The organism is Micromonospora sp. M51, from assembly GCF_018070305.1.
Lineage (GTDB): Bacteria > Actinomycetota > Actinomycetes > Mycobacteriales > Micromonosporaceae > Micromonospora > Micromonospora parva.
The window spans coordinates 1-18,098 of record NZ_JAGPXZ010000029.1 but is presented as its reverse complement, the minus strand read 5'-3'; the positions used below and the strand labels follow the sequence as shown (position 1 = coordinate 18,098).

The following is an 18,098-nucleotide window of genomic DNA, read 5'->3' as shown; positions in this document are numbered from 1 at the left end:
GGGTTGTAGCCGGATGCGGCGGCCGTCGTCGAGGACCTCGGCGTGCCGCCAGTCGGTGCGGACGTCGACCAGCACGCCGGCGCCGCCGGCCTGCCCGGCGAGGCTGGTGCCACCGCCGCGCAGGGTCAACGGCACGCCTGCCTCCCGGGCGCCGGCCATCAACGCCCCGACCTCGGCCGCCGAGGCGGCGCGGACCACGGCCTGCGGTTCGAACAGGTACGGCGAGGCGTCGTGTGCCGCCGCCAGCCTCCGGGGCAGCTCGGCGCTGGCCCGGCTGGGGTCATCGAGGCGCTCGCGCAGCAGTTCGGCGACCGCACGGGCGCGGACGCCGGCCGAAGTTGGCGCGGGTACGGCGGTGCTCATGGGCGATCCTCCCGGGCGAGGGGGCGGTCAGTCGGCGACGATCTGTAGCCGGTTGGGAGCGGTGCTGACCGGCGCGGGCAGCCGTAGCGGCTGCCGGCCGGGGGTGATGCTGCCGAGTACGGACGGGTGCCGCGCGCCGGTGCCCGAGCGCAGGGTGCCCGGCAGCCCGTGCACGGTCAGGTAGCCCAGCAGCGCGAAGGCCAACGCCTCCTTGGCGTCCGAGGCGATGCCCAGGTCGTCGCTCGACGACAGGTCGACGTCCGGCAGCTCGTCGGCGATCATGCGCATCAGCGTCGGATTGCGCGCCCCGCCGCCGGAGACGACGAGCCGGGTGACGCCGTGATCGCGGCAGGCGTCGGCCACCGTGACCGCCGTCAGTCGGGTGAGCGTGGCCAGCACGTCCTGCGGGTCCGGGGTGGGCGCGTCGGCGAGGGCGGCCAGCAGGTAGGGCGTGTGGAACAGCTCCTTGCCGGTGCTCTTCGGGCTGGGCAGCCGGTAGTACGGCTCGTCGAGCAGTCGCCGCAGCAGGGCCGGGTTCACCTGCCCGGCGGCCGCCCCGCGTCCGTCCCGGTCGTAGTGCTCGGTGCCTCCGCTGAAGTGGCGGGCGGCGGCGTCGAGGAGCGCGTTGGCCGGGCCGGTGTCGAAGGCGAGCGGGTCGGCGTCCGGCGCGACGACGGTGATGTTGGCGATGCCGCCCAGGTTCAGGGCGGCCGGGACGCCGGGCAGGCCGCCCAGCAGCAGCGCGTCGAAGAGGGCGACCAGGGGGGCACCCTGGCCGCCGGCGGCGACGTCGCGGCTGCGCAGGTCGGCCACCACCGCAAGACCGGTGGCCTCCGCGATCCAGGCCGGCTGACCCAGCTGGAGGGTGCCACGCACCGTGCCGTCCTCGACCCAGTGGTGCATGGTCTGCCCGTGCGAGACGAGCAGGTCGGCGTGGCCATCGCAGAGTTCCGCGAGGGCCCGCACGCCAGCCTCGGCGAACGCCTGGCCGACGCCGGTGTCCAACACGCAGATCGCCTCGGTGGTGGTCGGGGCGGGCGGCAGGGCGGCGGCGATCCGGGTGCGCAGCTGCTCGGGGTACGGGTGACTGAGCCGACCCAGCGTTCGCATCCGCAGCGTGTCACCGCTGAGGTCGAGGTCGGCGGCGGCGGCTTCGATGCCGTCGTAGGAGGTTCCGGACATCAGGCCGATCACGCGCATCACGTCCTCCTTCATGCCCGGCCGGCGGGCGCTGCCGTCTCGTCGACCTCGTCGGTGCGTCCATGGTCGTACGGCGTCTCCGGGGCCGGGTGGAACCGGCTCGACACCGCGCCGACGACCAGGGTGATCAGGACGCCGATCGGGACCAGCCACTGCGCGGCGATGGCGGTGGCGGTGGTGGTCCCGGCCGTCGTCACATCGATCTTGACGTAGCGGACGATGTAGGTCATCACCGCCACGGTGACCAGGAAGGCGATCACCGCGTCGACCTGGTTGGCCCGCTTGACCAGGCGGCCGAGCAGGAAGGCCCCGAGCAGTGCGCCGTAGGTGTAGCCGGCGATGGTCAGACCGGTCAGGTAGACGTTTCCGGTGCTGGAGCTGAACGCGCAGGCGAAGACCGCCATCAGCACCGCCCAGACCAGGGTCATCACCCGGGCGAGCCGGAGCATCACGTCGTCCGACGGGACCGTGCGGAAGAAGCTGTGGATGAAGTCGGCGACGGTGGAGTTCGACATCGAGTTCAGCGCCGACGACAGCGAACCCATCGCGGCGCCGAGGATGCCGGCCACCAGCAGACCCGAGATGCCCACCGGCAGAGCGTGCAGGATGAAGCTCGGGTAGAGGTTGTCGCTACTGGCCAGGCCGAGCTCCTTGAAGCTCTGACCCTTGTTGTACGACCACAGCAGCGCCCCGACCAGGGAGAACGCCGCGAACTGGATCACCACGAAGATGCCCGAGGAGATCATCGCCTGCTGCCCCTCGCGCAGCGTCCGGGTGGACAGGATGCGCTGGACGATCAGCTGGTCCGACCCGTGGCTGGCCATCGCGAAGATCGCGCCACCGATGATCGCGGTCGGCAGGGCGAACGGGCTGGTGAGCACGTGCGCGAGGTCGAAGTTGGTGTCGAAGAGCTGGAACTTGCCAGCGTCGAATGCCTGCGAGTAGCCGTCGAAGCCGACGGCGTGGCTGAGCACCGCGATGGCCAGGATCGCCCCACCCAGATACAGCCCCATCTGGATGGCGTCGGTCCAGATGACCGCTTTGATGCCACCGAGGTAGGTGTAGACCACCGTGATGAGCGTGAGCACGATGATGATGGCCTGGTAGCTGACGTTCAGCCCGAACTCGTCGAGGAGCAGCTTGATGGGGATGGCCGAGGCGAACAGCCGTACGCCCTCGGCGAGCAGGCGGGTGAAGACGAACGTCACCGACGCCAGACCCTGGAGTTTCAGGCCAAACCGCTCACCGAGGTACTGGTAGGCGCTGACGAACCCACCCCGCTTGTACAGCGGGATGAGCACCGCGGCCACGACGACCCGACCGATGACGTAACCCAGGGCCAGCTCGACGTTGCCGAAGCCCTGACCGCTGTAGGCGCCGCCGGGAACACTGATCACGGTCAGGACGCTGGTCTCGGTGGCGACCACGGAGAACGAGACGGTCCACCAGGGCAGTCGGCCCTCGCCGACGAAGTAGTCCTTGGCGGACTTCTGTTTGCCGGACAGGCGTAGTCCGACGAAGGCGATCACCACGAGGTACAGCACGATCACGACGAGGTCGAGTTGACGCACGGCTCGCTCCCAACCAGCGATTGTCAAGAAGTGACGTTGGACCAGGGTAACGCGAAACTTTTTGCCACCGCCCGGCCGGGCTGGTTACGCTGTGGTTTCAGCCTGCTGATACGGGGACTGTTCGCAGCTGCGCCGCGGCCTGGCCGTGGCGGCGGGTCGCGAGGACGCGCTCGACGACGAGCCGTCCCGGGCCGCCGGGCGACCGGAGATCCGCGCCCCGCCGGCCGGCGACTGCACACCAGCGAGAGGAACGAGCACCCCGTGGACCTCAGCACCCTCGGCACCGAGACCCGCAACGACAAGACCAGCGACCTCGACCGGATGTCTCCCACCGAGTTGCTTCTCGCGATGAACGACGAGGACCAGACGGTCGCCGAGGCCGTCCGCCGGGCCGTGCCGGACATCGCCGCCGCCGTCGACGTCATCGTGGCGTCGCTACGCCAGGGCGGACGGCTGATCTACCTCGGCGCGGGCACCAGCGGCCGGATCGGCATGCTCGACGCCGTCGAGATCCCACCCACCTTCGGCACCACGCCCGATCGGGTCGTCGGGCTGCTCGCCGGCGGGGCACGCGCCTTCGGTGTCGCCGTCGAGGGCGCCGAGGACGACCCGACCCGCGCCGTCGCCGACCTCGACGCGGTCGGCCTGACCGCCCGCGACACGGTGGTCGGGCTCGCCGCCAGCGGCCGTACCCCGTACGTGGTCGGCGGGTTGGACCACGCCCGCGCGCGCGGCGCGGCGACCGTCTCGGTGGCCTGCAACACCGACGCGGTGACCAGCCGGCACGCCGACGTCGCCATCGAGGTGCCCACCGGGCCCGAGGTGCTCACCGGCTCCACCCGGCTCAAGGCCGGCACCGCCGAGAAGCTGGTCTGCAACATGCTGTCGACCGCCGCGATGGCCCGGCTGGGCAAGGTCTACGGCAATCTGATGGTGGACATGAACGCCACCAACGAGAAGCTCGTCGACCGGGCCCGTCGGATCGTCGCCGAGGCCGCCGACACCGACCTGGACACCGCCGCGCGGGCGCTCGCGGCGGCGCGCGGGCACGCCAAGACGGCCATCGTGCTGCTGCTGGCGAACTGCACCGCCGAGGAGGCCGCGGCCCGGCTGCGCGACGCCGACGACGACGTCCGGGCGGCCGTCGCCGCCTGACCCGTCGGGAGGCCGGCCTTCGGCGGGGCGAGCTGTCCCGCGGCTGACCCGCTACCAGATCGACGAAGCGCCCCGTTCGTTGCGGACGGGGCGCTTCGTGGTGTCAGTGCTGCTGGGTGTCGGGAGCCGGCTGGTCCCCGTCCGCATCGTCTCCGGTGGCGCTGGCCAGCTCGATCCGGGGGGACCGGTCCGGCGGGAGGTGGGCGAAATCGGCGATGACGACGACATCCACCTCCCCGTCGATCATGCTCTGTTCGACGGTCTCCCACGGTGCCCGCACGGTTCCCGCGAATCGGTACGAGTGTCGGCGAAGGTGGCGGAGACACTTCGCGACGGCGGGCTCCGACGGCTCGATGTCGGCGGGGATCCAGATGACGGCGATTTCCATGAGTCTCTCCTGATCAACGTCGTGGACGTGAGTGGGCGATCAGGAGCTACCGGGGTGGGGGAGGACCCCGCTCCACCGGTAGACCGGTAGCGCGCAGGTCGACGGCGCTGACGGTGAACCCGGCCCGCAGCAGCGGGATGGATGGCGGAGCTTCGGCTGTCGACGGAGGTGGCTCGGCACCGCCGGTGCTGGTGGTGGCCGGCCCGGTGGCGAGCGCCACGACGAACACCGGCGGCCCCGGTGCGGGACGGGCCGGCGGGACGGGCCGCTCACCGGTGACGGTGGCCGTCGTTGGCCGCGCCCGATCCGACGCGCGGCCATCGGACCTGCCGTGGGCACCGCCCGGGGACACCGTCGACGGCGCCGACTGGTCAACGCGTACGGCAGGCGGGACCGAGGCGGCTGGCGTCGGCGTGGTGCGCGGCGACGAGGGAGCACGGGCCGGACGACGTGGCGCGGTGGTGGCCGGCCTGGCCGACACTGTCGGTACCGGCCTGGCCGACAGTGTCGGTACCGGCAGGGGCGGCGGTTCTATCGACGGCAGGGGCAGCGGGTCCGTGGACGGCAGGGGCAGCGGGACGGCAGTGGTCCGCACAGGCAGTGGGACATCCAGCTGCACCTCGACGACGTCGTCCACCGAAACCGAGAGGGCCTGCGGCGAGGTGGCGACCTCCAGCGGCGGGAGACGCGACGGTGACGGGCTGTCGGCGTGGGCGGGGCTGGCGCCCAGGGCCGCCCCGAGCGCCGCCGCCCCGAGCGCCATCGGGGGAAGGCTGTGCCTCAACCGCATCAGCCGGCGGCCGTCGGCAGCGACGTCGCCGGCCCTGCCCGGCCGGGCTCGCCGGTGCGGTGCCGCTGGTCGGGCAGGTACCCGTGCCGCAGTGTCGCTTGCCTCATGTGCGGGTTCTTGCCCCGGTGAACCGTTGGCTACACCTTCTGTCGATGTCCTGGCCGAGCACTGTGGACGGAGCGGGGGTGGGCTTCACACCCTGGCCTCGGTGGGGGCCGGCGCGCTGTCGAGTGGCAGGTCGCGCAGGCCGCGGATCGGCGTCGACAGGTAGATGATCGGGGACAGCACGGTGAGCGCCCCGAAGATCAGCAACGTGGTGCGGGCACCGAGCGGCCCGGCCAGGAGGCCGGCGAGCAGGCCACCGACCGGGATGGCGCCCCAGGAGACGAACTTGACGGTGGCGATCACCCGGGACAACAGCTCCGGTGGGCTGGCGAGCATCCGGTACGTGCGGGTGGTCACGCTGAGCACCACTGTGGAGCTGGCGAGGATGAGGTTTCCGGCCGCGAAGGCCAGGAATGCGGCGATGCCGGTGCCCAGCGGGATGATGAGCGCGCCGGCCACGCCGACGAAGGCCGCGATGATCAGGCCGCGGGCGGTGCCGAACCGGTTGGTGAAGCGGGTCGTCAGCGCGGCGCCGATGAGTGTGCCGAGACCGTCGGTGGCGATCAGCAGCCCGACCAGGATCGGCGATGCGTGCAGCTCGCGCACCAGGTAGAACGGGAAGAGGGCCAGCATCGCGCCGCTGACGAAGTTCGTCGCGGTGGCGTCCCACATGGCTGGTCCGATGATCGGGTGTCGGAGCACGAAATGCCAGCCCTCGCGGATCATCGTGACCATCGGTGGTCGCTCGGCCGGTCGCTGCACCCGGCGAGCCGGCAGGGTGCGCAGCAACACCGCGGAGACCAGATAGCTGACGGCGTCCACGAAGAGCGTCGGCACCGCGCCCAGCACCGCCACCGCGAAGCCGCCCAGGGACGGCCCGCCCAGCGTGGTGGCGGCATGGGTGCCGGAGGTGAGGCTGTTGCGGGCCTGCAACTGCGCGGCCGGCACGATCTCCGGCAGGAACGTCTGGTTCGCCACGTCGAACAGCACGTTGGCGAAGCTCACCACCAGGGCGACAGCGATCAGCTGGGCCACGGTCAGCATGCCGAGCCACCAGGCCAGCGGGACCGACGCGATGGCGAGGGCCCGGACCAGGTCCAGGCCGACCTGCATGCCGCGCAGCGGCACGCGCTGCACGATCACCCCGGCCGGCAGGCTGATCAGCAGGTACGCCAGATAGCCCGCCGCGGTGATCAGACCCATCTCGAAGGCCGACGCGTGGAGCACGTTCAGCGCGGTCAGCGGTAGGGCCAGCGCGCCGACCGCCGAGCCGAGGTGGCTGGTCGTGCCGGCGACCCACCACCGCCAGAAGGTAGTAAGTCCCATAATGGAACTCACTATAGGGACGAGTGCCGGACGGCGTCGACCCCGTTCCGAGGGCTCGTCCGGGAAGGTGCTGTCTATCCCGCGCGGCGGACCATCTCGGTGATCCAGATCGGCGCGAACGGAGACGTGCAGCCGGGGGAGGTCGGGTAGTCCCTGAGCACCCCCAGGCGTTCGCCGATGTCGATCGCCCGAGCGCGGTGCTCGGCGTGCTCGATCCCGATCTGCGCCAGGCAGTGGTTCATCGCCCACTGGAGGCGATCCGGCGCGTCCGCCATCTCGGTCTCGATCACATCGAGCAGTCCCGGGAGGTCGAGACTCTCGGGACTCTTCGTCACGCGTTCGGTGGTCAGCGCCCACCCGGCGCTCGCGACCACGGGATCCGCGTCGGCGAACCAGGCCAGCCGCAGCTCGTCGGCGTGCCGGTTCTTCTTCACCACGTAGTTGACCAGCCAGTCGTGCACCTTCGGGGTGCGCGCCTCGCGCACCATGACGTCCAACTCGTCACTCGTGAACGCCCGGGGACGACAGATCAGGATCGCCAGCAGTCTCGCCGCGGACTCACCCGTCGCCCAGAGTTGGCGCGCGAGATCGTGCTGCGTCTTCAGCCGCTTCGCGAGCGCCCGAAGCGCGCCGAGGTTCACACCATGATCGTCACCGTGTCTGGCGTTCACCTCGCGTGCCCTCGGGTCCGCCAGCTCGGCCAGCTCGGCCATCACCTCGGCCACCGTCGCAGTGTTCGTCGTCGCCGCCACCGCAGCCTCCTGCCCATCGGGGTTGATGCAGCTTACGGCGCTGGCCCGCCGACCGACGCGTTCGGCAGGACCGGTGCAGGCCACCGGGACCGGACGTTTCACATTCGCGTGACGGGTATCCAGGCGTACCAGTGCGACCGGCGGTGAACAGCTTCACGGAGTGAGGGGGCACCAGTCATGCCTGATCCACAGCCCACCATCGTGCTCGTGCACGGGGCGTTCGCCGAGTCGGCGAGTTGGAACGGAGTGCTCGAGCGCATGGGCGCCGCGTACGACTCGGTGGCCGTCGCGAATCCGCTGCGCAGCGTCGCGGGCGACGCCGCGTACGTGCGGGATGTCGTACGCGGGATCGGTGGACCGATCATCCTCGTCGGCCACTCGTACGGCGGCATGGTGATCACGCAGGCCGCGGCCGGCGACACCTCGGTGCGGGCCCTCGTGTACGTCAACGCCTTCGCCCCGGACACCGGGGAGTCGGCACTGTCGCTGTCGGGCAAGTTCCCCGGCAGCACCCTGGCCGACACGCTGGTGCAGTACCCGGTGTCGACCGGTGGCAACGAGGTGGCGATCGCCCAGGACCGGTACCACGCGCAGTTCTGCGCGGACGCGTCGGGCGACATGGCCGCGCTGATGGCCCGGACCCAGCGGCCGATCACCGAGCAGGCCCTGGGAGACCAGCTCACCGGCGACCCTGCCTGGCGGTCGCTGCCCAGCTGGTTCGTGTTCGGGGACCTGGACAAGAACATCCCGGTCGAGGCGCACCGCTTCATGGCCGAGCGGGCCAACCCTCGGGGGCAGCGCGAGGTCGTCGGCGGGTCGCACGCGATGGCGGTGGCCGACCCGAGTGAGGTCGCCGAGTCGATCATCGAGGCGGTTCGGGGGGTGAGCTGACGGTCCGGACGCTCAGCTGACGGGGGGGCCGACGCCGGAAGGCCGCCGGCCCACCCCGCCTGCTTGTCTAGCGGACCCGCAGCCGCTGGTGGACGGCCGCGGTGGGGGCGTGCACCGGGTCACCGGAGTAGGCGACGTGCACCGGGTACACCCCCGCGGACAGTCCGTCGGTCGGCAGGTCGACGACGGCCGCACCACCGCGCAGCGCCACCACGTGGGTCGCGCCGCCGAAGGTGACCGCGACCTCGCCGGTCACCGTCGGAGCCTTCGGGTGCGGCGACTGTGCCCGTACGTCGACGCGCAGTGTGAACGTGTCACCGCGAACGACCGAGGCAGGCGCGGCCTTCGCCTTCACCGTGACCCGTGCCGTGCCCGCCGGCACCACTGTGACCTGGGCCGAAGCGGACTTGGTCGGATCGATCACCGACGTCGCCACCACCGTGAGCGACGACGCGGTTTCCCCGGCGGCGACCGAGAGCAGGCCCGCCGTGGAGATGGTGGTGTCCGGGGAGGTCGCCCCCCGCACCGACCACGTCACCGCCGGGCTCACGCCCTCGTTGGTCGTCACCCGGGCGCGGAACTGCCTGGTCCAGTTCCACCCTGTCGTCAGGTTCACCGACGCGGGCGTCACCGACACCGAGTCCACCCCGGACCACAGATGGTCCCGGGCGAAGATCGTGAACAGTTGGCCCGCCGTCATCCCGTCGTGCGCGCCGGGAACCTGGGCCGTCGCGGCGGCGTACCCCCGGGCCCGGAAGTTGTCAGCGATGGCGTTCTGGGCGTTGAGGTTGCCCTCGAAGACGCCGTTGCCGAGGAAGACGGAGAGGTCGTCGTCTCCGACCGCGTTGGCGATGGTGTCGTAGTCCCCGGTGGTGAGCGACGGGTTGCCGGAGAAGTGTCCGTAGAACCCGAAGGTGGTCGGGTAGTTCCTGATCACGACGCCGCCCGTCATCCCGCCGTACGAGAACCCGGCGTAGGCGCGCCCGGAGCGTTCGGTCGAGACGTGGTAGCGGCCCTCGATGAGGGGCAGGATCGTCTGGACCAGGTTGTTGGCCGCGTTGGTCTGGTTGTAGGAGGCGAAGCCGAGGCTGGTGCCCGTGAAGTGGTTGCCCATGGTGACGACCACTGTGGGCTCGATCTCACCCTTGGCGATCATGTTGTCCAGGATGTTCGGGACGTTCGCGGGGACCATGAAGTCGGTCTCGTCGCCGAAGATGCCGTGCGCGAGGTACGCGACCTTGTACGGTTGCGCGCGGTTGGCGTCATAGCCGGCCGGCAGGTACACGCCGAGGTAGTGGCCGCTGTCGCCCAGGATCGTGGTGTACGGGATGTAGGTGACCGTGCCCCGCTTCGCGCGGTCGGCCACCGGCAACTCGTAGCCCGCGCGTTTCTTGAGCACCGGGTCGTTCTGCTTCTCGGCGTACGGCACGGACACGGCGTCGAGAACGTCGTTGTTCCTGACCCGGAACGAGGACTCGCCCGGGGGCCGCGGGTTCGTCGAGGCGGGATCCCAGATGCGCTTGTTCTCCCAGCCCTGGGTCGGGTCCCAGACCCGGTACCAGTAGCTGAGGCCTCCGGCGTGCAGCGGGACCGAGACCGACCAGTTCCCCTTCGGGTCTCTGGTCATGTCGCGGAGGAACTCGGTGCCGCCGGAGTGGTAGCGCCCCGGTTGCCACTGTTCCGGCTGGTAGCGCGTGGTGCCGGTGTTGACGTCGAGCAGGGTCAGGTCGCCGGCGAGGCGGACCTGGGTGGCGTGCGGGTTGCGGTAGACGAACGTGACGGTGTAGCCGGTGGGTGAGGTGCGGTCCGCCTTGACGGTCGCGCCCGGCGCGGGGGTGGGCCTGCCGGCGGCGGCAGCTGGCGCGGGGGCGACGGCCCCCGCTCCGAGTGCCGTGAACGCGAGAATCGAGATCGCAAGCCGGAGCCTGCGTCTTCCGGTCGTTTCCCTCATGCGCGAAGACTCCTCTGTGGTCGCACGTCGCGGTCTGGTCCGGGCACTGGCAGTCGAGGGGTTTCGATGGACGCTAAATCGAATTAGCATCGGGAAGTCTGGCGGGGTATGCCGTTCGGTGTCAAGGTTTGCGGCGCCGACGCCGGGCTCGCGCCCCGCTCACCCGAGCGTGCCCGCACCCCCGGCAGCCTGCGGGTTCGCCCGGCTGGCCGCCGCCGGGGTGGCAAGGTGAATTCCATGGACCGTACGCACGTCGAGGACTGGCTCGCCGCCTACGAGCGACTCTGGCGTACGCCGGGCACGGATGGCCTGGTCGGGCTCTTCACCGAGGACGCGAGCTACCAGCAGGGCCCGTACTGGACGCCGGTCGTCGGGCTGCCGGCCATCGCCCGGATGTGGGAGAAGCAGCGCAAGGGTCCCGACGAGGTGTTCCAGATGACCGCGGAGATCGTCGCGGTCGAGGGTGACACCGCCGTGTCGCGCCAGGAGGTCCGCTACGGCGACCCGGTCGAGCAGGAGTACCGCGACCTGTGGGTCATCCGGTTCGCCGGCGACGGCCGGTGCCGGTCGTTCGAGGAGTGGCCGTTCTGGCCGGGGCAGCAGCCGGCCAGCTCTCCGGACGGGTCGTGACGTGGGAACGCGGCGCCCGTCGGGTGGTGTGCTCCGTCACGGCGGCGGGCATGGGCAGGACGTTGGGGTGCCGCGAGGCGACTGCTACAGTCGAGATTGTTGCGGCCGCAAATTTATCGACAGCAACTACTTTGGGAAGGGATGCCTCCGATGACCAAGCTTTCCGTCATCTACTACTCGTCCACCGGGACCCTGCACGCCATGGCCAAGCGCCTCGCCGAGGCTGGCGAGAAGGCCGGCGCCGAGGTGCGACTGCGTCAGGTTCCGGAACTCGCCCCGGGCGAGGCCATCGCCTCCAACGCCGCCTGGAGCCAGCACTTCGACGCCACGAAGAACGAGCCGAAGGCGACCGCCGACGACGTCGTCTGGGCGGACGCGGTGCTGTTCGGCACCCCCACCCGGTACGGCAACGTCGCCAGCCAGCTCAAGCAGTTCATCGACACCCTCGGTCCGCAGTGGGCGCAGGGGCTGCTCGCCGACAAGGTGTACGCCGGGTTCACCGCGTCCATGACCGCGCACGGCGGCCAGGAGTCGACCCTGCTGGCGCTCTACAACACCATCCACCACTTCGGCGGCCTGATCGTGCCCCCGGGTTACACCGACCCGCTGAAGTTCGCCGACGGCAACCCGTACGGCGTCTCGCACGTCACCGGCGGCAACAACGACGCCCCGCTGGGCGACGCCCAGTTCGCCGCCCTGGACCACATGGCCTCGCGGGTGGTCAAGATCGCCGGGAAGCTCAACGCCTGAGGGTGCTGCCGCCGAACCGGACGCTGGTTCGACGCGGGTGCGCAGTTGCGCGAGGGCCGGGCTCCCTGGAGGGGAGGCCGGCCCTCGGCGGCCTCACACCACCACCGCGGCCATGGCGGCGTGCGGTCGGTGCTGGTCGTCGCCGGCTCGGGGTAGGCGTTCGACCTCCCGGAAGCCGGCCTGGGTGAGTCGCTCGGAGAGCGCGTCGAGCGGCCACCGATAGGCGGTCACGACCTTGTGGTCGAAGGCGCCGACCTCGTCGGCGGAGAAGGTGCCCAGCACCAACCGCCCGGCCGGGACCAGCGCCCGGCGAAACTCGGTGAGTACGCCGTCGAGTTCCTGCGGCGGAAGATGGATCAACGAGTACCAGGCCAGGATGCCGTCGACGGACCCATCGGCGACGTCGAGGTGGGCCAGCGACCCGAGCCGGAACTCGACGTCCGGGTGGGCGGCCCGCGCGTGCGCGATGAACTCGGGGACCAGGTCGATCCCCGCCGCGTCGACACCGAGTGCCCGGAGGTAACCGGTGAGGTGGCCTGGCCCGCAGCCCAGATCGAGCACCGGGCCCTGTCGATCCCCCAGGTGTCGCTCGATGAGGGCGAGGTCGTCGGGGTGTACCTGCTCCTTGGTGCCGAACATCTCGATGTACAGCTCTGCGACGGACGTGTAAGCCTGCCGTACCGGGTCCGTTTCCATCGCGGCACTATACGGGTCACCACACCTTGCGGGTCGCGCCTACCGTGATGGCCATGACACGTCGAGCCACGCTGGCCGGCATCTCTGTGGGCCTGCTTCTGCTGGGTTGCTCGGTCGGCACGCGGGCGGAGCGCGACCCGGAACCTCGAACCGCTCCGGAGTCGACCGCCAGCGCCAGCGCCAGCGCCAGCGCCGACGCCGCCGCCACCGCCGAGGCGGTCGGTCTGCTGCGGGCGGGCACGGCGTTCGTCAATCAGACGAGCTTTCGCAGCGACGTCGACATCGCCAGCCAGATCACCTCGCTGTCGCACACCGACAACGTCAACAAGCGTGTGAACGCCACGATCACGGCGCCGGGCGGGACGATCGAGATCCGGATGATCGACGACGACGTCTACCTGAAGGCCGGTCAGCTCCTGCGGGGCGTGGGCGACCAGTGGATGGTCCTCGACCCGGCCCGAGTGCCGGCGGGCTTCGCCCTGAGCTTCGCGCCGGGCAGGAACGACTCCGGCGGCTCGGGCCGCCTCATCGACGCGATCGTCACCGCACGTGCCGACGGCCGTCAGATCACCGGGACGATCGACGCGAGCCGGATCGGCGTCGGTAACGGGATCAGCTTCCGGCTCGATCCCGGTGGTGTCTTTCCGGACAGCGCACGGCGACACGCGTTCCGGGCGATGCTGGACACCGAGGGTCGGCTGGTCAGCTTCCTGATGCCGGAGGCCAGTGGTCTGCCGAGCGCGTCCCTGCGCTACAGCGACTTCGGGTCGACGGTCAGCGTCGTCCGGCCGGCCGGGGCGGTCGTCGCCCCCGATGCCCTCTATCCCCAGCTCGGCATGGGTGGCGGCGGGTAACCGGGCCAGCCGTTTGCCCTCTGCGGCTAATGCGGTTAGCCTTAAGCTAATCGCATTAGCTCGCTGTGGAGGCGTCATGACCGAATACCTGGACATTGCCGGCAACACCATCGCCTACGACCTCACCGGGCAGGGGCCACTGGTCGTTCTGGCGCACGGCATGGGCGACAGCCGGCACTCGTACCGGTTCGTCGCTCCGGCCCTGGCCGCCGCCGGATACCGGGTCGCCGCCGTCGACATCCGCGGCTGCGGTGACTCCAGCCTCGGCTGGGACGGCTACAGCCGCACCGACATCGCTGACGATCTCGTCGCCGTGGTACGCCACCTCGGCGGCCCGGCGGTGCTCATCGGCCAGTCGATCAGCGGCGGTGCCGCGACCATCGCGGCGGCGACCGCGCCCGACGTGATCTCCGGCGTCATCGAGCTGGCGCCGTTCACCCGCGCGCAGTCCATCGACCTCGCCGGGCTGGTGAGGGTCAAGCGCTACCGGGCCGGCTACCTGCACCTGGCGCAGGTGCTGCTGCGGGGCAGCGTGGCGAGCTGGCGCAACTACCTCAACCTGGCGATCCCGACCAAGCCCGCCGACTGGGACAGCGAGCTGGCGCGCATCGAGGCCAAGATGAGTGAGCCCGGCCGGATGAAGGCCCTCCAGGCCATGGCCAAGACCAGCGCCGCCGACGCTGGTCGGCAGCTGCCCAACGTCACCTGCCCGGTCCTGGTGATCCAGGGCAGCGTCGACCCCGACTGGGCCGACCCGCGGGCCGAGGGCGAACGCATCATCGCCGACCTGCCGCAGGGGCTCGGCGAGCTGGCCGTCATCGAGGGCGCGGGACACTACCCGCACACGCAGACGCCCGACGAGGTCGTCGCCCTGGCCCTGCCCTTCCTCGCCCGGACGCTGACCAATGCCTAAGGCTCGGCTCACCCCGGCGTCGGTCACCGAAGCCGCCGCCGCGCTTGTCGACGAGGTCGGCTTCGACAACCTCAGCATGGGCCTGCTCGCCGAACGGCTCGGGATCAAGACCCCCTCGCTCTACAAGCACGTCAGCAGCCAGGCCGACCTGGCACACCGGATCGCGATCCTGGCCATGACCGAGGCCGGCGACGTCATCCGTGACGCCATCCAGGGTCGGTCCGGTAGCGACGCGCTCGCCGCGGGGGCGCAGGCGATGCGCACGTACGTGCGGGAACACCCCGGCCGGTACGCGGCGGCCAACGCGGTCCGCCCGACCGGCCCCGACGACCCGTTCATTCCGGCCAGCGAGCGGGTGCTCGCCTCCTGGGCGGCCATGCTCAGCGGGTACGGGCTGGACCCGGGCCAGGAGATCCACGCCATGCGGACGCTGCGCAGCGTCCTGCACGGGTTCGCGACCCTGGAGGCGGCCGGCGGGTTCCAGATCGACACGTCGGTCGACGAGAGTTTCACCTGGCTGATCAACTTTATCGATCAGGGCCTGCGTGCCGGCGCCAGCACCGGCGCCGCTGACACCGGGTCGACCCCTCAGCCGTACGCGAGCAGGAAGTCGACGGTGCCCGTGCCACCGGGTTGCCCGGCCGGAACCGGCAGGCCGGGCTCACTGTTCAGCACGTAGAACCCGCCGCTTCCGGTCAGTCGGGGCGTCACGGCCAGCATCTGCGCCGCCATGGTCGTCCCGGTCGGCCGCACCACGCTGTCCAGGAGGAGCCGGAAGAGGTTCCCGTTCAGGTTCGCGACGTGCAGCACCCGGTACGAGCGGGGGGCGGGCAGGCCGGTGCTGGTCAGGCCCCAGACCGGCACGATCTGGTTGCGCCACCGCGTCGGATCGTTGCTGATCGCACTGTCGTGGTTGTTCAGTTGCGTCTGGATTCCCGAGTGGATGCCGGCCAGGTGGATGTGCAACTGGTCCTGCATCCGGATCGTCGGGTCGGCGGAGTTGACGCCCAGCCCGATGTGCGGGTAGACGACGTGACCGGGCTGCCCCGGCTGGGCGTTGTTCCACGCCTCCAGCCAATAGTTCGGGGCACTGGCGGTGGTGATGAACGGACACTCGATGCCGCTGATCCGGCTGCTGGGGAGGAGCAGGGAGTCGTGGTTCGACCCCGACCCTCCATTGAGGACCACGTACGTGGGAGTCGTGCGCAGGCACTGGGGAAACGGTGGGCCGGTCTTCGTACCCTCGCAGACCTGGACCCGGTCCCGTGGTTGCCGTGCTGGGGGCGAACGTGAACGTTGTCGAGATTAGGGCGAAGCGGGCAATTGACGCGACGGCCGGTGAACGGGTCGCCTGATCGTGTCGTCGTCGTGCGACGATTTCCGGCGTGACAGAGACCGCTGTGACACTGACCGAGATCCGCGCTCGGATCGACGAACTCGACGGTGACCTGGTCGGCCTGCTCGCCCGGCGCGAGGCGCTGGTCCGGCAGGCCGCCCCGCTCAAGAGCGACGGTCAGGCGGTCCGCGCACCGGAGCGCGTGGCGCAGGTGGTGGCCCGGGTCCGCGCGCTGGCGGGCGAGGCCGGCGCCGACCCGGATCTGATCGAACGGATCTACCGGGGCATGATCCAGGCCTTCATCGACATGGAGACCGACGAGCACCACCGGATCACCGGCGGGTCGGCGCCGCCGACGCGGTGATCGTCCGGGCCGGGCGCGCTCAGGTCGCGCCGTGGCCGGCACCTTCCGGGCTCGCCGTCGCTGGCGGTGCGTAGCCGAGCTCGTACGAGATCTTGTTGGCGGTCTCCAGCAACAGCGGAAGGTTGCTTTTCAGCTGATCGAGGCTCGCGATGACCTCGATCGCCGTGATCGAGGCGGCGGCGATGACCTGACCCCGTGAATCCCTGATCGGCGCGGCCACGCACATCACGTAGGCGTCGTGCTCGCCGTTGTCCATGGCCCAGCCGCACTGCTGGATGCGGGCGAGTTCGGCTTCCAGGGCGTCGTGGTCGGTGAAGGTGGTGTCGGTGAATTTCTCGAAGACGACGTGGGAGAGCAGGCGGTCGCGCTCCTGCCGGGGCAGGTACGCCAGGATCGTCTTGCCGACGGCGCTGGCGTAGATCGACACCGCGCGTCCCACCCGTGACGGCAGCTTGACGGCGTCGAACGCCGGGCTGTCCACCTTGTCGATATAGATGATCTCGTCGCCGGTCAGCTGCGCCAGGTGTACGGTGTGGCCGGTCTCGCGTTGCAGCGCACGAAGGTGCGCGGCCGCGGGCTGGCGGAGGTCCATCGAGCCGAGCGCGAGCTCGGACAACTCGATCAGGCCGCTGCCGAGCACGTAGGTGCCCGCGCCGGTCCGACGGACGAAGCGCGCGGACTCCAGTGTTTGCAGGATGCGCAGGGCTGTGGACTTGTGGACGCCGAGCACGTCCGCAGCCTCGGTAAGGGACAGCGGGTGCTCCGCGGATCGCCGGATGAGGTCGATCGCGCGACGAATCGATTGCGCCAAGGCTGTTTCTCCCCTCGCGCGACGGATAGCGCCGTCGCTGTCATTGCATATTGTGCAATATAGATGACGCGATGCGCAATCGCCACTTGACACCGTTGCACATGGCGCTACGATCGTTGCAATTTCACCCCCTTGACGCCAACTCGTAACAGTGGAGTAACGATGGGTAATCAGCGCTCTCGCTTCGGCATCGTCAGGGCGACATGTGCCCTGGGCTTGGTTGCCGCTCTCTTGACCGGTTGCGGCTCGGACGGCGACTCCGGTGACGGCGTCACCAAACTGACCTTCGCCGCCTCGACCTTCGGCGACCCCGGCCGTGGGCCCCTGTTGACGAAGTGGCTCGAAGAGTTCAACCAGAGCCAGACCAAGGTCCAGGTCTCCGCCGCCGCGGTGCCGTACCCGACCTTCGGCCAGACCGTGCTCACCCAGATGGGCAGCGGCAAGGGCCCCGACCTGGTCCGCTTCGACATGCCCGAGTTCGAGGCGGCCTCGGACGCCGGCCTCGTCGCGCCGCTGGACAAGGTGATCGACGCCAGCAAGTACGACCTGCTCAAGCAGCCGGACCAGTTCATGGTCCACGACGGTGTCCGGCACGGCGTCATCTTCGAAGCGTCGAACTACGCGATGTTCTACAACGCGGACCTGATCCCGACGCCGCCGACCACCTTCGAGCAGTTCACCTCGACGGCGAAGTCGCTGACCAAGGGCGACGTCTTCGGTCTGGCGTTCCGCCAGACCGAGGCCGAGGAGGCCGGTGTCTGGCAGGACATCTTCAACTACGTCTACGGCTTCGGCGGCGCCTGGTCCGACGGGAAGAACCTGACCATCAACTCGCCCGAGAACCTCAAGGGCCTGCAGGCGTTCAAGGACCTCTACGACGCGAACGTGATCCCGCGCGGAGCCGACGCGGCGACGTTCCGGCGGATGTTCGCCGAGGGCAAGGTCGGGATGGAGCTCAACAACGGCGGCTACGTGACCGCCACCCGCGGCCAGAACGCCAAGCTGAACTTCAGCGTCGCCCCCATCCCGTTCCCGGTCCGCAAGCAGGGCGCGATCCTCGCCCCGGTCGTCATCAACGAGGCGAGCGAGCACCAGGAGGAGGCGGGCACCTTCATCAAGTGGGCGCTGGAGCCGCAGAACCAGGTCAAGCTGCAGGAGATCCTCGGCGCGAGCAGCGTCGCCACCACCACGCAGCGCAGCGCGGAGACGCTCAAGGAGACCCCGTTCCTCACCGTCTTCGACGGGCTCACCG

At 70.3% G+C, this 18,098-nt stretch carries 20 protein-coding genes; 9 read left to right on the top strand and 11 right to left on the bottom strand.

Annotated features, from left to right (window positions below; translation table 11 throughout):
* The 3 genes from KBX53_RS03365 to KBX53_RS03355 all read right to left on the bottom strand — a co-directional run.
* A partial coding sequence (locus tag KBX53_RS03365) for an FAD-binding oxidoreductase (protein WP_210857773.1) occupies window positions 1-363 on the bottom strand: 363 nt, incomplete at its 3' end.
* A 27-nt stretch (window positions 364-390) separates the two neighbouring features.
* Window positions 391-1,563 (bottom strand): anhydro-N-acetylmuramic acid kinase, encoded by a 1,173-nt coding sequence (locus KBX53_RS03360; protein ID WP_210857772.1) that lies wholly within the window; start codon window positions 1,561-1,563, stop codon window positions 391-393.
* An 11-nt stretch (window positions 1,564-1,574) separates the two neighbouring features.
* Window positions 1,575-3,134, bottom strand: a complete 1,560-nt coding sequence (locus KBX53_RS03355) for a sodium:solute symporter (protein WP_030330642.1) — start codon at window positions 3,132-3,134, stop codon at window positions 1,575-1,577.
* Window positions 3,135-3,395: 261 nt separating this feature from the next.
* Between KBX53_RS03355 and murQ the strand changes: the two genes are divergently transcribed.
* Window positions 3,396-4,289, top strand: a complete 894-nt coding sequence (gene murQ, locus KBX53_RS03350; RefSeq protein WP_030330640.1) for an N-acetylmuramic acid 6-phosphate etherase — start codon at window positions 3,396-3,398, stop codon at window positions 4,287-4,289.
* 103 nt (window positions 4,290-4,392) lie between these two features.
* On the opposite strand, the gene KBX53_RS03345 is transcribed toward murQ, so the two are convergent.
* The 4 genes from KBX53_RS03345 to KBX53_RS03330 form a co-directional block, all read right to left on the bottom strand.
* The gene (locus KBX53_RS03345) at window positions 4,393-4,677 is read right to left on the bottom strand and encodes a hypothetical protein (protein WP_030330638.1); all 285 of its coding nucleotides are present in this window, start codon (window positions 4,675-4,677) and stop codon (window positions 4,393-4,395) included.
* A gap of 46 nt (window positions 4,678-4,723) precedes the next feature.
* Entirely contained in the window at window positions 4,724-5,440 is a 717-nt protein-coding gene (locus KBX53_RS03340) for a hypothetical protein (RefSeq protein WP_210857771.1), read from the bottom strand.
* 219 nt (window positions 5,441-5,659) lie between these two features.
* A complete protein-coding gene (locus KBX53_RS03335) occupies window positions 5,660-6,898 on the bottom strand; it encodes an MFS transporter (protein WP_210857770.1) in 1,239 nt (412 codons plus the stop codon).
* A 74-nt stretch (window positions 6,899-6,972) separates the two neighbouring features.
* Window positions 6,973-7,611: a DNA alkylation repair protein gene (locus KBX53_RS03330; protein ID WP_210857774.1), complete on the bottom strand. Its 639-nt coding sequence runs from the start codon at window positions 7,609-7,611 to the stop codon at window positions 6,973-6,975.
* A gap of 216 nt (window positions 7,612-7,827) precedes the next feature.
* Between KBX53_RS03330 and KBX53_RS03325 the strand changes: the two genes are divergently transcribed.
* The gene (locus tag KBX53_RS03325) at window positions 7,828-8,541 is read left to right on the top strand and encodes an alpha/beta fold hydrolase (protein WP_210857769.1); all 714 of its coding nucleotides are present in this window, start codon (window positions 7,828-7,830) and stop codon (window positions 8,539-8,541) included.
* 67 nt (window positions 8,542-8,608) lie between these two features.
* Here the strand turns inward: KBX53_RS03325 and KBX53_RS03320 are convergent, their stop codons facing one another.
* Complete coding sequence (locus KBX53_RS03320; RefSeq protein ID WP_210857768.1) at window positions 8,609-10,492, bottom strand: alpha/beta hydrolase-fold protein; 1,884 nt, start codon at window positions 10,490-10,492, stop codon at window positions 8,609-8,611.
* Window positions 10,493-10,729: 237 nt separating this feature from the next.
* On the opposite strand from KBX53_RS03320, the gene KBX53_RS03315 reads away from it, so the two are divergent.
* Both KBX53_RS03315 and wrbA read left to right on the top strand, forming a co-directional pair.
* Complete coding sequence (locus tag KBX53_RS03315; RefSeq protein ID WP_210857767.1) at window positions 10,730-11,122, top strand: nuclear transport factor 2 family protein; 393 nt, start codon at window positions 10,730-10,732, stop codon at window positions 11,120-11,122.
* A gap of 150 nt (window positions 11,123-11,272) precedes the next feature.
* Entirely contained in the window at window positions 11,273-11,872 is a 600-nt protein-coding gene (gene wrbA / locus KBX53_RS03310) for an NAD(P)H:quinone oxidoreductase (RefSeq protein ID WP_210857766.1), read from the top strand.
* A 93-nt stretch (window positions 11,873-11,965) separates the two neighbouring features.
* On the opposite strand, the gene KBX53_RS03305 is transcribed toward wrbA, so the two are convergent.
* The gene (locus KBX53_RS03305; RefSeq protein ID WP_210857765.1) at window positions 11,966-12,568 is read right to left on the bottom strand and encodes a class I SAM-dependent methyltransferase; all 603 of its coding nucleotides are present in this window, start codon (window positions 12,566-12,568) and stop codon (window positions 11,966-11,968) included.
* Between the two features lie 53 nt (window positions 12,569-12,621).
* Here KBX53_RS03305 and KBX53_RS03300 point away from each other — a divergent pair, with 53 nt between their 5' ends.
* From KBX53_RS03300 to KBX53_RS03290, 3 genes are all read left to right on the top strand, one after another.
* The gene (locus tag KBX53_RS03300) at window positions 12,622-13,422 is read left to right on the top strand and encodes a hypothetical protein (RefSeq protein ID WP_210857764.1); all 801 of its coding nucleotides are present in this window, start codon (window positions 12,622-12,624) and stop codon (window positions 13,420-13,422) included.
* Between the two features lie 76 nt (window positions 13,423-13,498).
* Entirely contained in the window at window positions 13,499-14,335 is an 837-nt protein-coding gene (locus KBX53_RS03295) for an alpha/beta fold hydrolase (RefSeq protein ID WP_210857763.1), read from the top strand.
* Entirely contained in the window at window positions 14,328-15,014 is a 687-nt protein-coding gene (locus KBX53_RS03290; RefSeq protein ID WP_210857762.1) for a TetR/AcrR family transcriptional regulator, read from the top strand. Before KBX53_RS03295 ends, KBX53_RS03290 begins: the two co-directional genes overlap by 8 nt.
* On the opposite strand, the gene KBX53_RS03285 is transcribed toward KBX53_RS03290, so the two are convergent.
* Window positions 14,924-15,523 carry a CDP-diacylglycerol diphosphatase gene (locus KBX53_RS03285; RefSeq protein ID WP_309140703.1) on the bottom strand — a complete coding sequence of 200 codons (600 nt, stop codon included), beginning with the start codon at window positions 15,521-15,523 and terminating at the stop codon, window positions 14,924-14,926. The two genes, KBX53_RS03290 and KBX53_RS03285, sit on opposite strands and share 91 nt — an antisense overlap.
* A 197-nt stretch (window positions 15,524-15,720) precedes the next feature.
* On the opposite strand from KBX53_RS03285, the gene KBX53_RS03280 reads away from it, so the two are divergent.
* A complete protein-coding gene (locus KBX53_RS03280; protein ID WP_030330617.1) occupies window positions 15,721-16,035 on the top strand; it encodes a chorismate mutase in 315 nt (104 codons plus the stop codon).
* 19 nt (window positions 16,036-16,054) lie between these two features.
* Here the strand turns inward: KBX53_RS03280 and KBX53_RS03275 are convergent, their stop codons facing one another.
* On the bottom strand, window positions 16,055-16,939 hold the full coding sequence (locus tag KBX53_RS03275; RefSeq protein WP_167337289.1) for an IclR family transcriptional regulator: 885 nt from the start codon (window positions 16,937-16,939) through the stop codon (window positions 16,055-16,057).
* Between the two features lie 123 nt (window positions 16,940-17,062).
* On the opposite strand from KBX53_RS03275, the gene KBX53_RS03270 reads away from it, so the two are divergent.
* Window positions 17,063-18,098 (top strand): sugar ABC transporter substrate-binding protein (locus tag KBX53_RS03270; RefSeq protein WP_210857761.1); only part of this gene is annotated, 1,036 nt, incomplete at its 3' end.

Bases quoted from the DNA above. Each gene is read 5' to 3' on its own strand.
- wrbA (WP_210857766.1), top strand. From the start codon at position 11,273: ATGACCAAGCTTTCCGTCATCTACTACTCGTCCACCGGGACCCTGCAC.
- KBX53_RS03300 (WP_210857764.1), top strand. From the start codon at position 12,622: ATGACACGTCGAGCCACGCTGGCCGGCATCTCTGTGGGCCTGCTTCTG.
- KBX53_RS03325 (WP_210857769.1), top strand. From the start codon at position 7,828: ATGCCTGATCCACAGCCCACCATCGTGCTCGTGCACGGGGCGTTCGCC.
- KBX53_RS03295 (WP_210857763.1), top strand. From the start codon at position 13,499: ATGACCGAATACCTGGACATTGCCGGCAACACCATCGCCTACGACCTC.
- KBX53_RS03290 (WP_210857762.1), top strand. From the start codon at position 14,328: ATGCCTAAGGCTCGGCTCACCCCGGCGTCGGTCACCGAAGCCGCCGCC.
- KBX53_RS03335 (WP_210857770.1), bottom strand. From the start codon at position 6,898: ATGGGACTTACTACCTTCTGGCGGTGGTGGGTCGCCGGCACGACCAGC.
- KBX53_RS03320 (WP_210857768.1), bottom strand. From the start codon at position 10,492: ATGAGGGAAACGACCGGAAGACGCAGGCTCCGGCTTGCGATCTCGATT.
- KBX53_RS03360 (WP_210857772.1), bottom strand. From the start codon at position 1,563: ATGCGCGTGATCGGCCTGATGTCCGGAACCTCCTACGACGGCATCGAA.
- KBX53_RS03315 (WP_210857767.1), top strand. From the start codon at position 10,730: ATGGACCGTACGCACGTCGAGGACTGGCTCGCCGCCTACGAGCGACTC.
- KBX53_RS03330 (WP_210857774.1), bottom strand. From the start codon at position 7,611: ATGGCCGAGCTGGCCGAGCTGGCGGACCCGAGGGCACGCGAGGTGAAC.
- KBX53_RS03340 (WP_210857771.1), bottom strand. From the start codon at position 5,440: ATGGCGCTCGGGGCGGCGGCGCTCGGGGCGGCCCTGGGCGCCAGCCCC.
- KBX53_RS03305 (WP_210857765.1), bottom strand. From the start codon at position 12,568: ATGGAAACGGACCCGGTACGGCAGGCTTACACGTCCGTCGCAGAGCTG.
- KBX53_RS03345 (WP_030330638.1), bottom strand. From the start codon at position 4,677: ATGGAAATCGCCGTCATCTGGATCCCCGCCGACATCGAGCCGTCGGAG.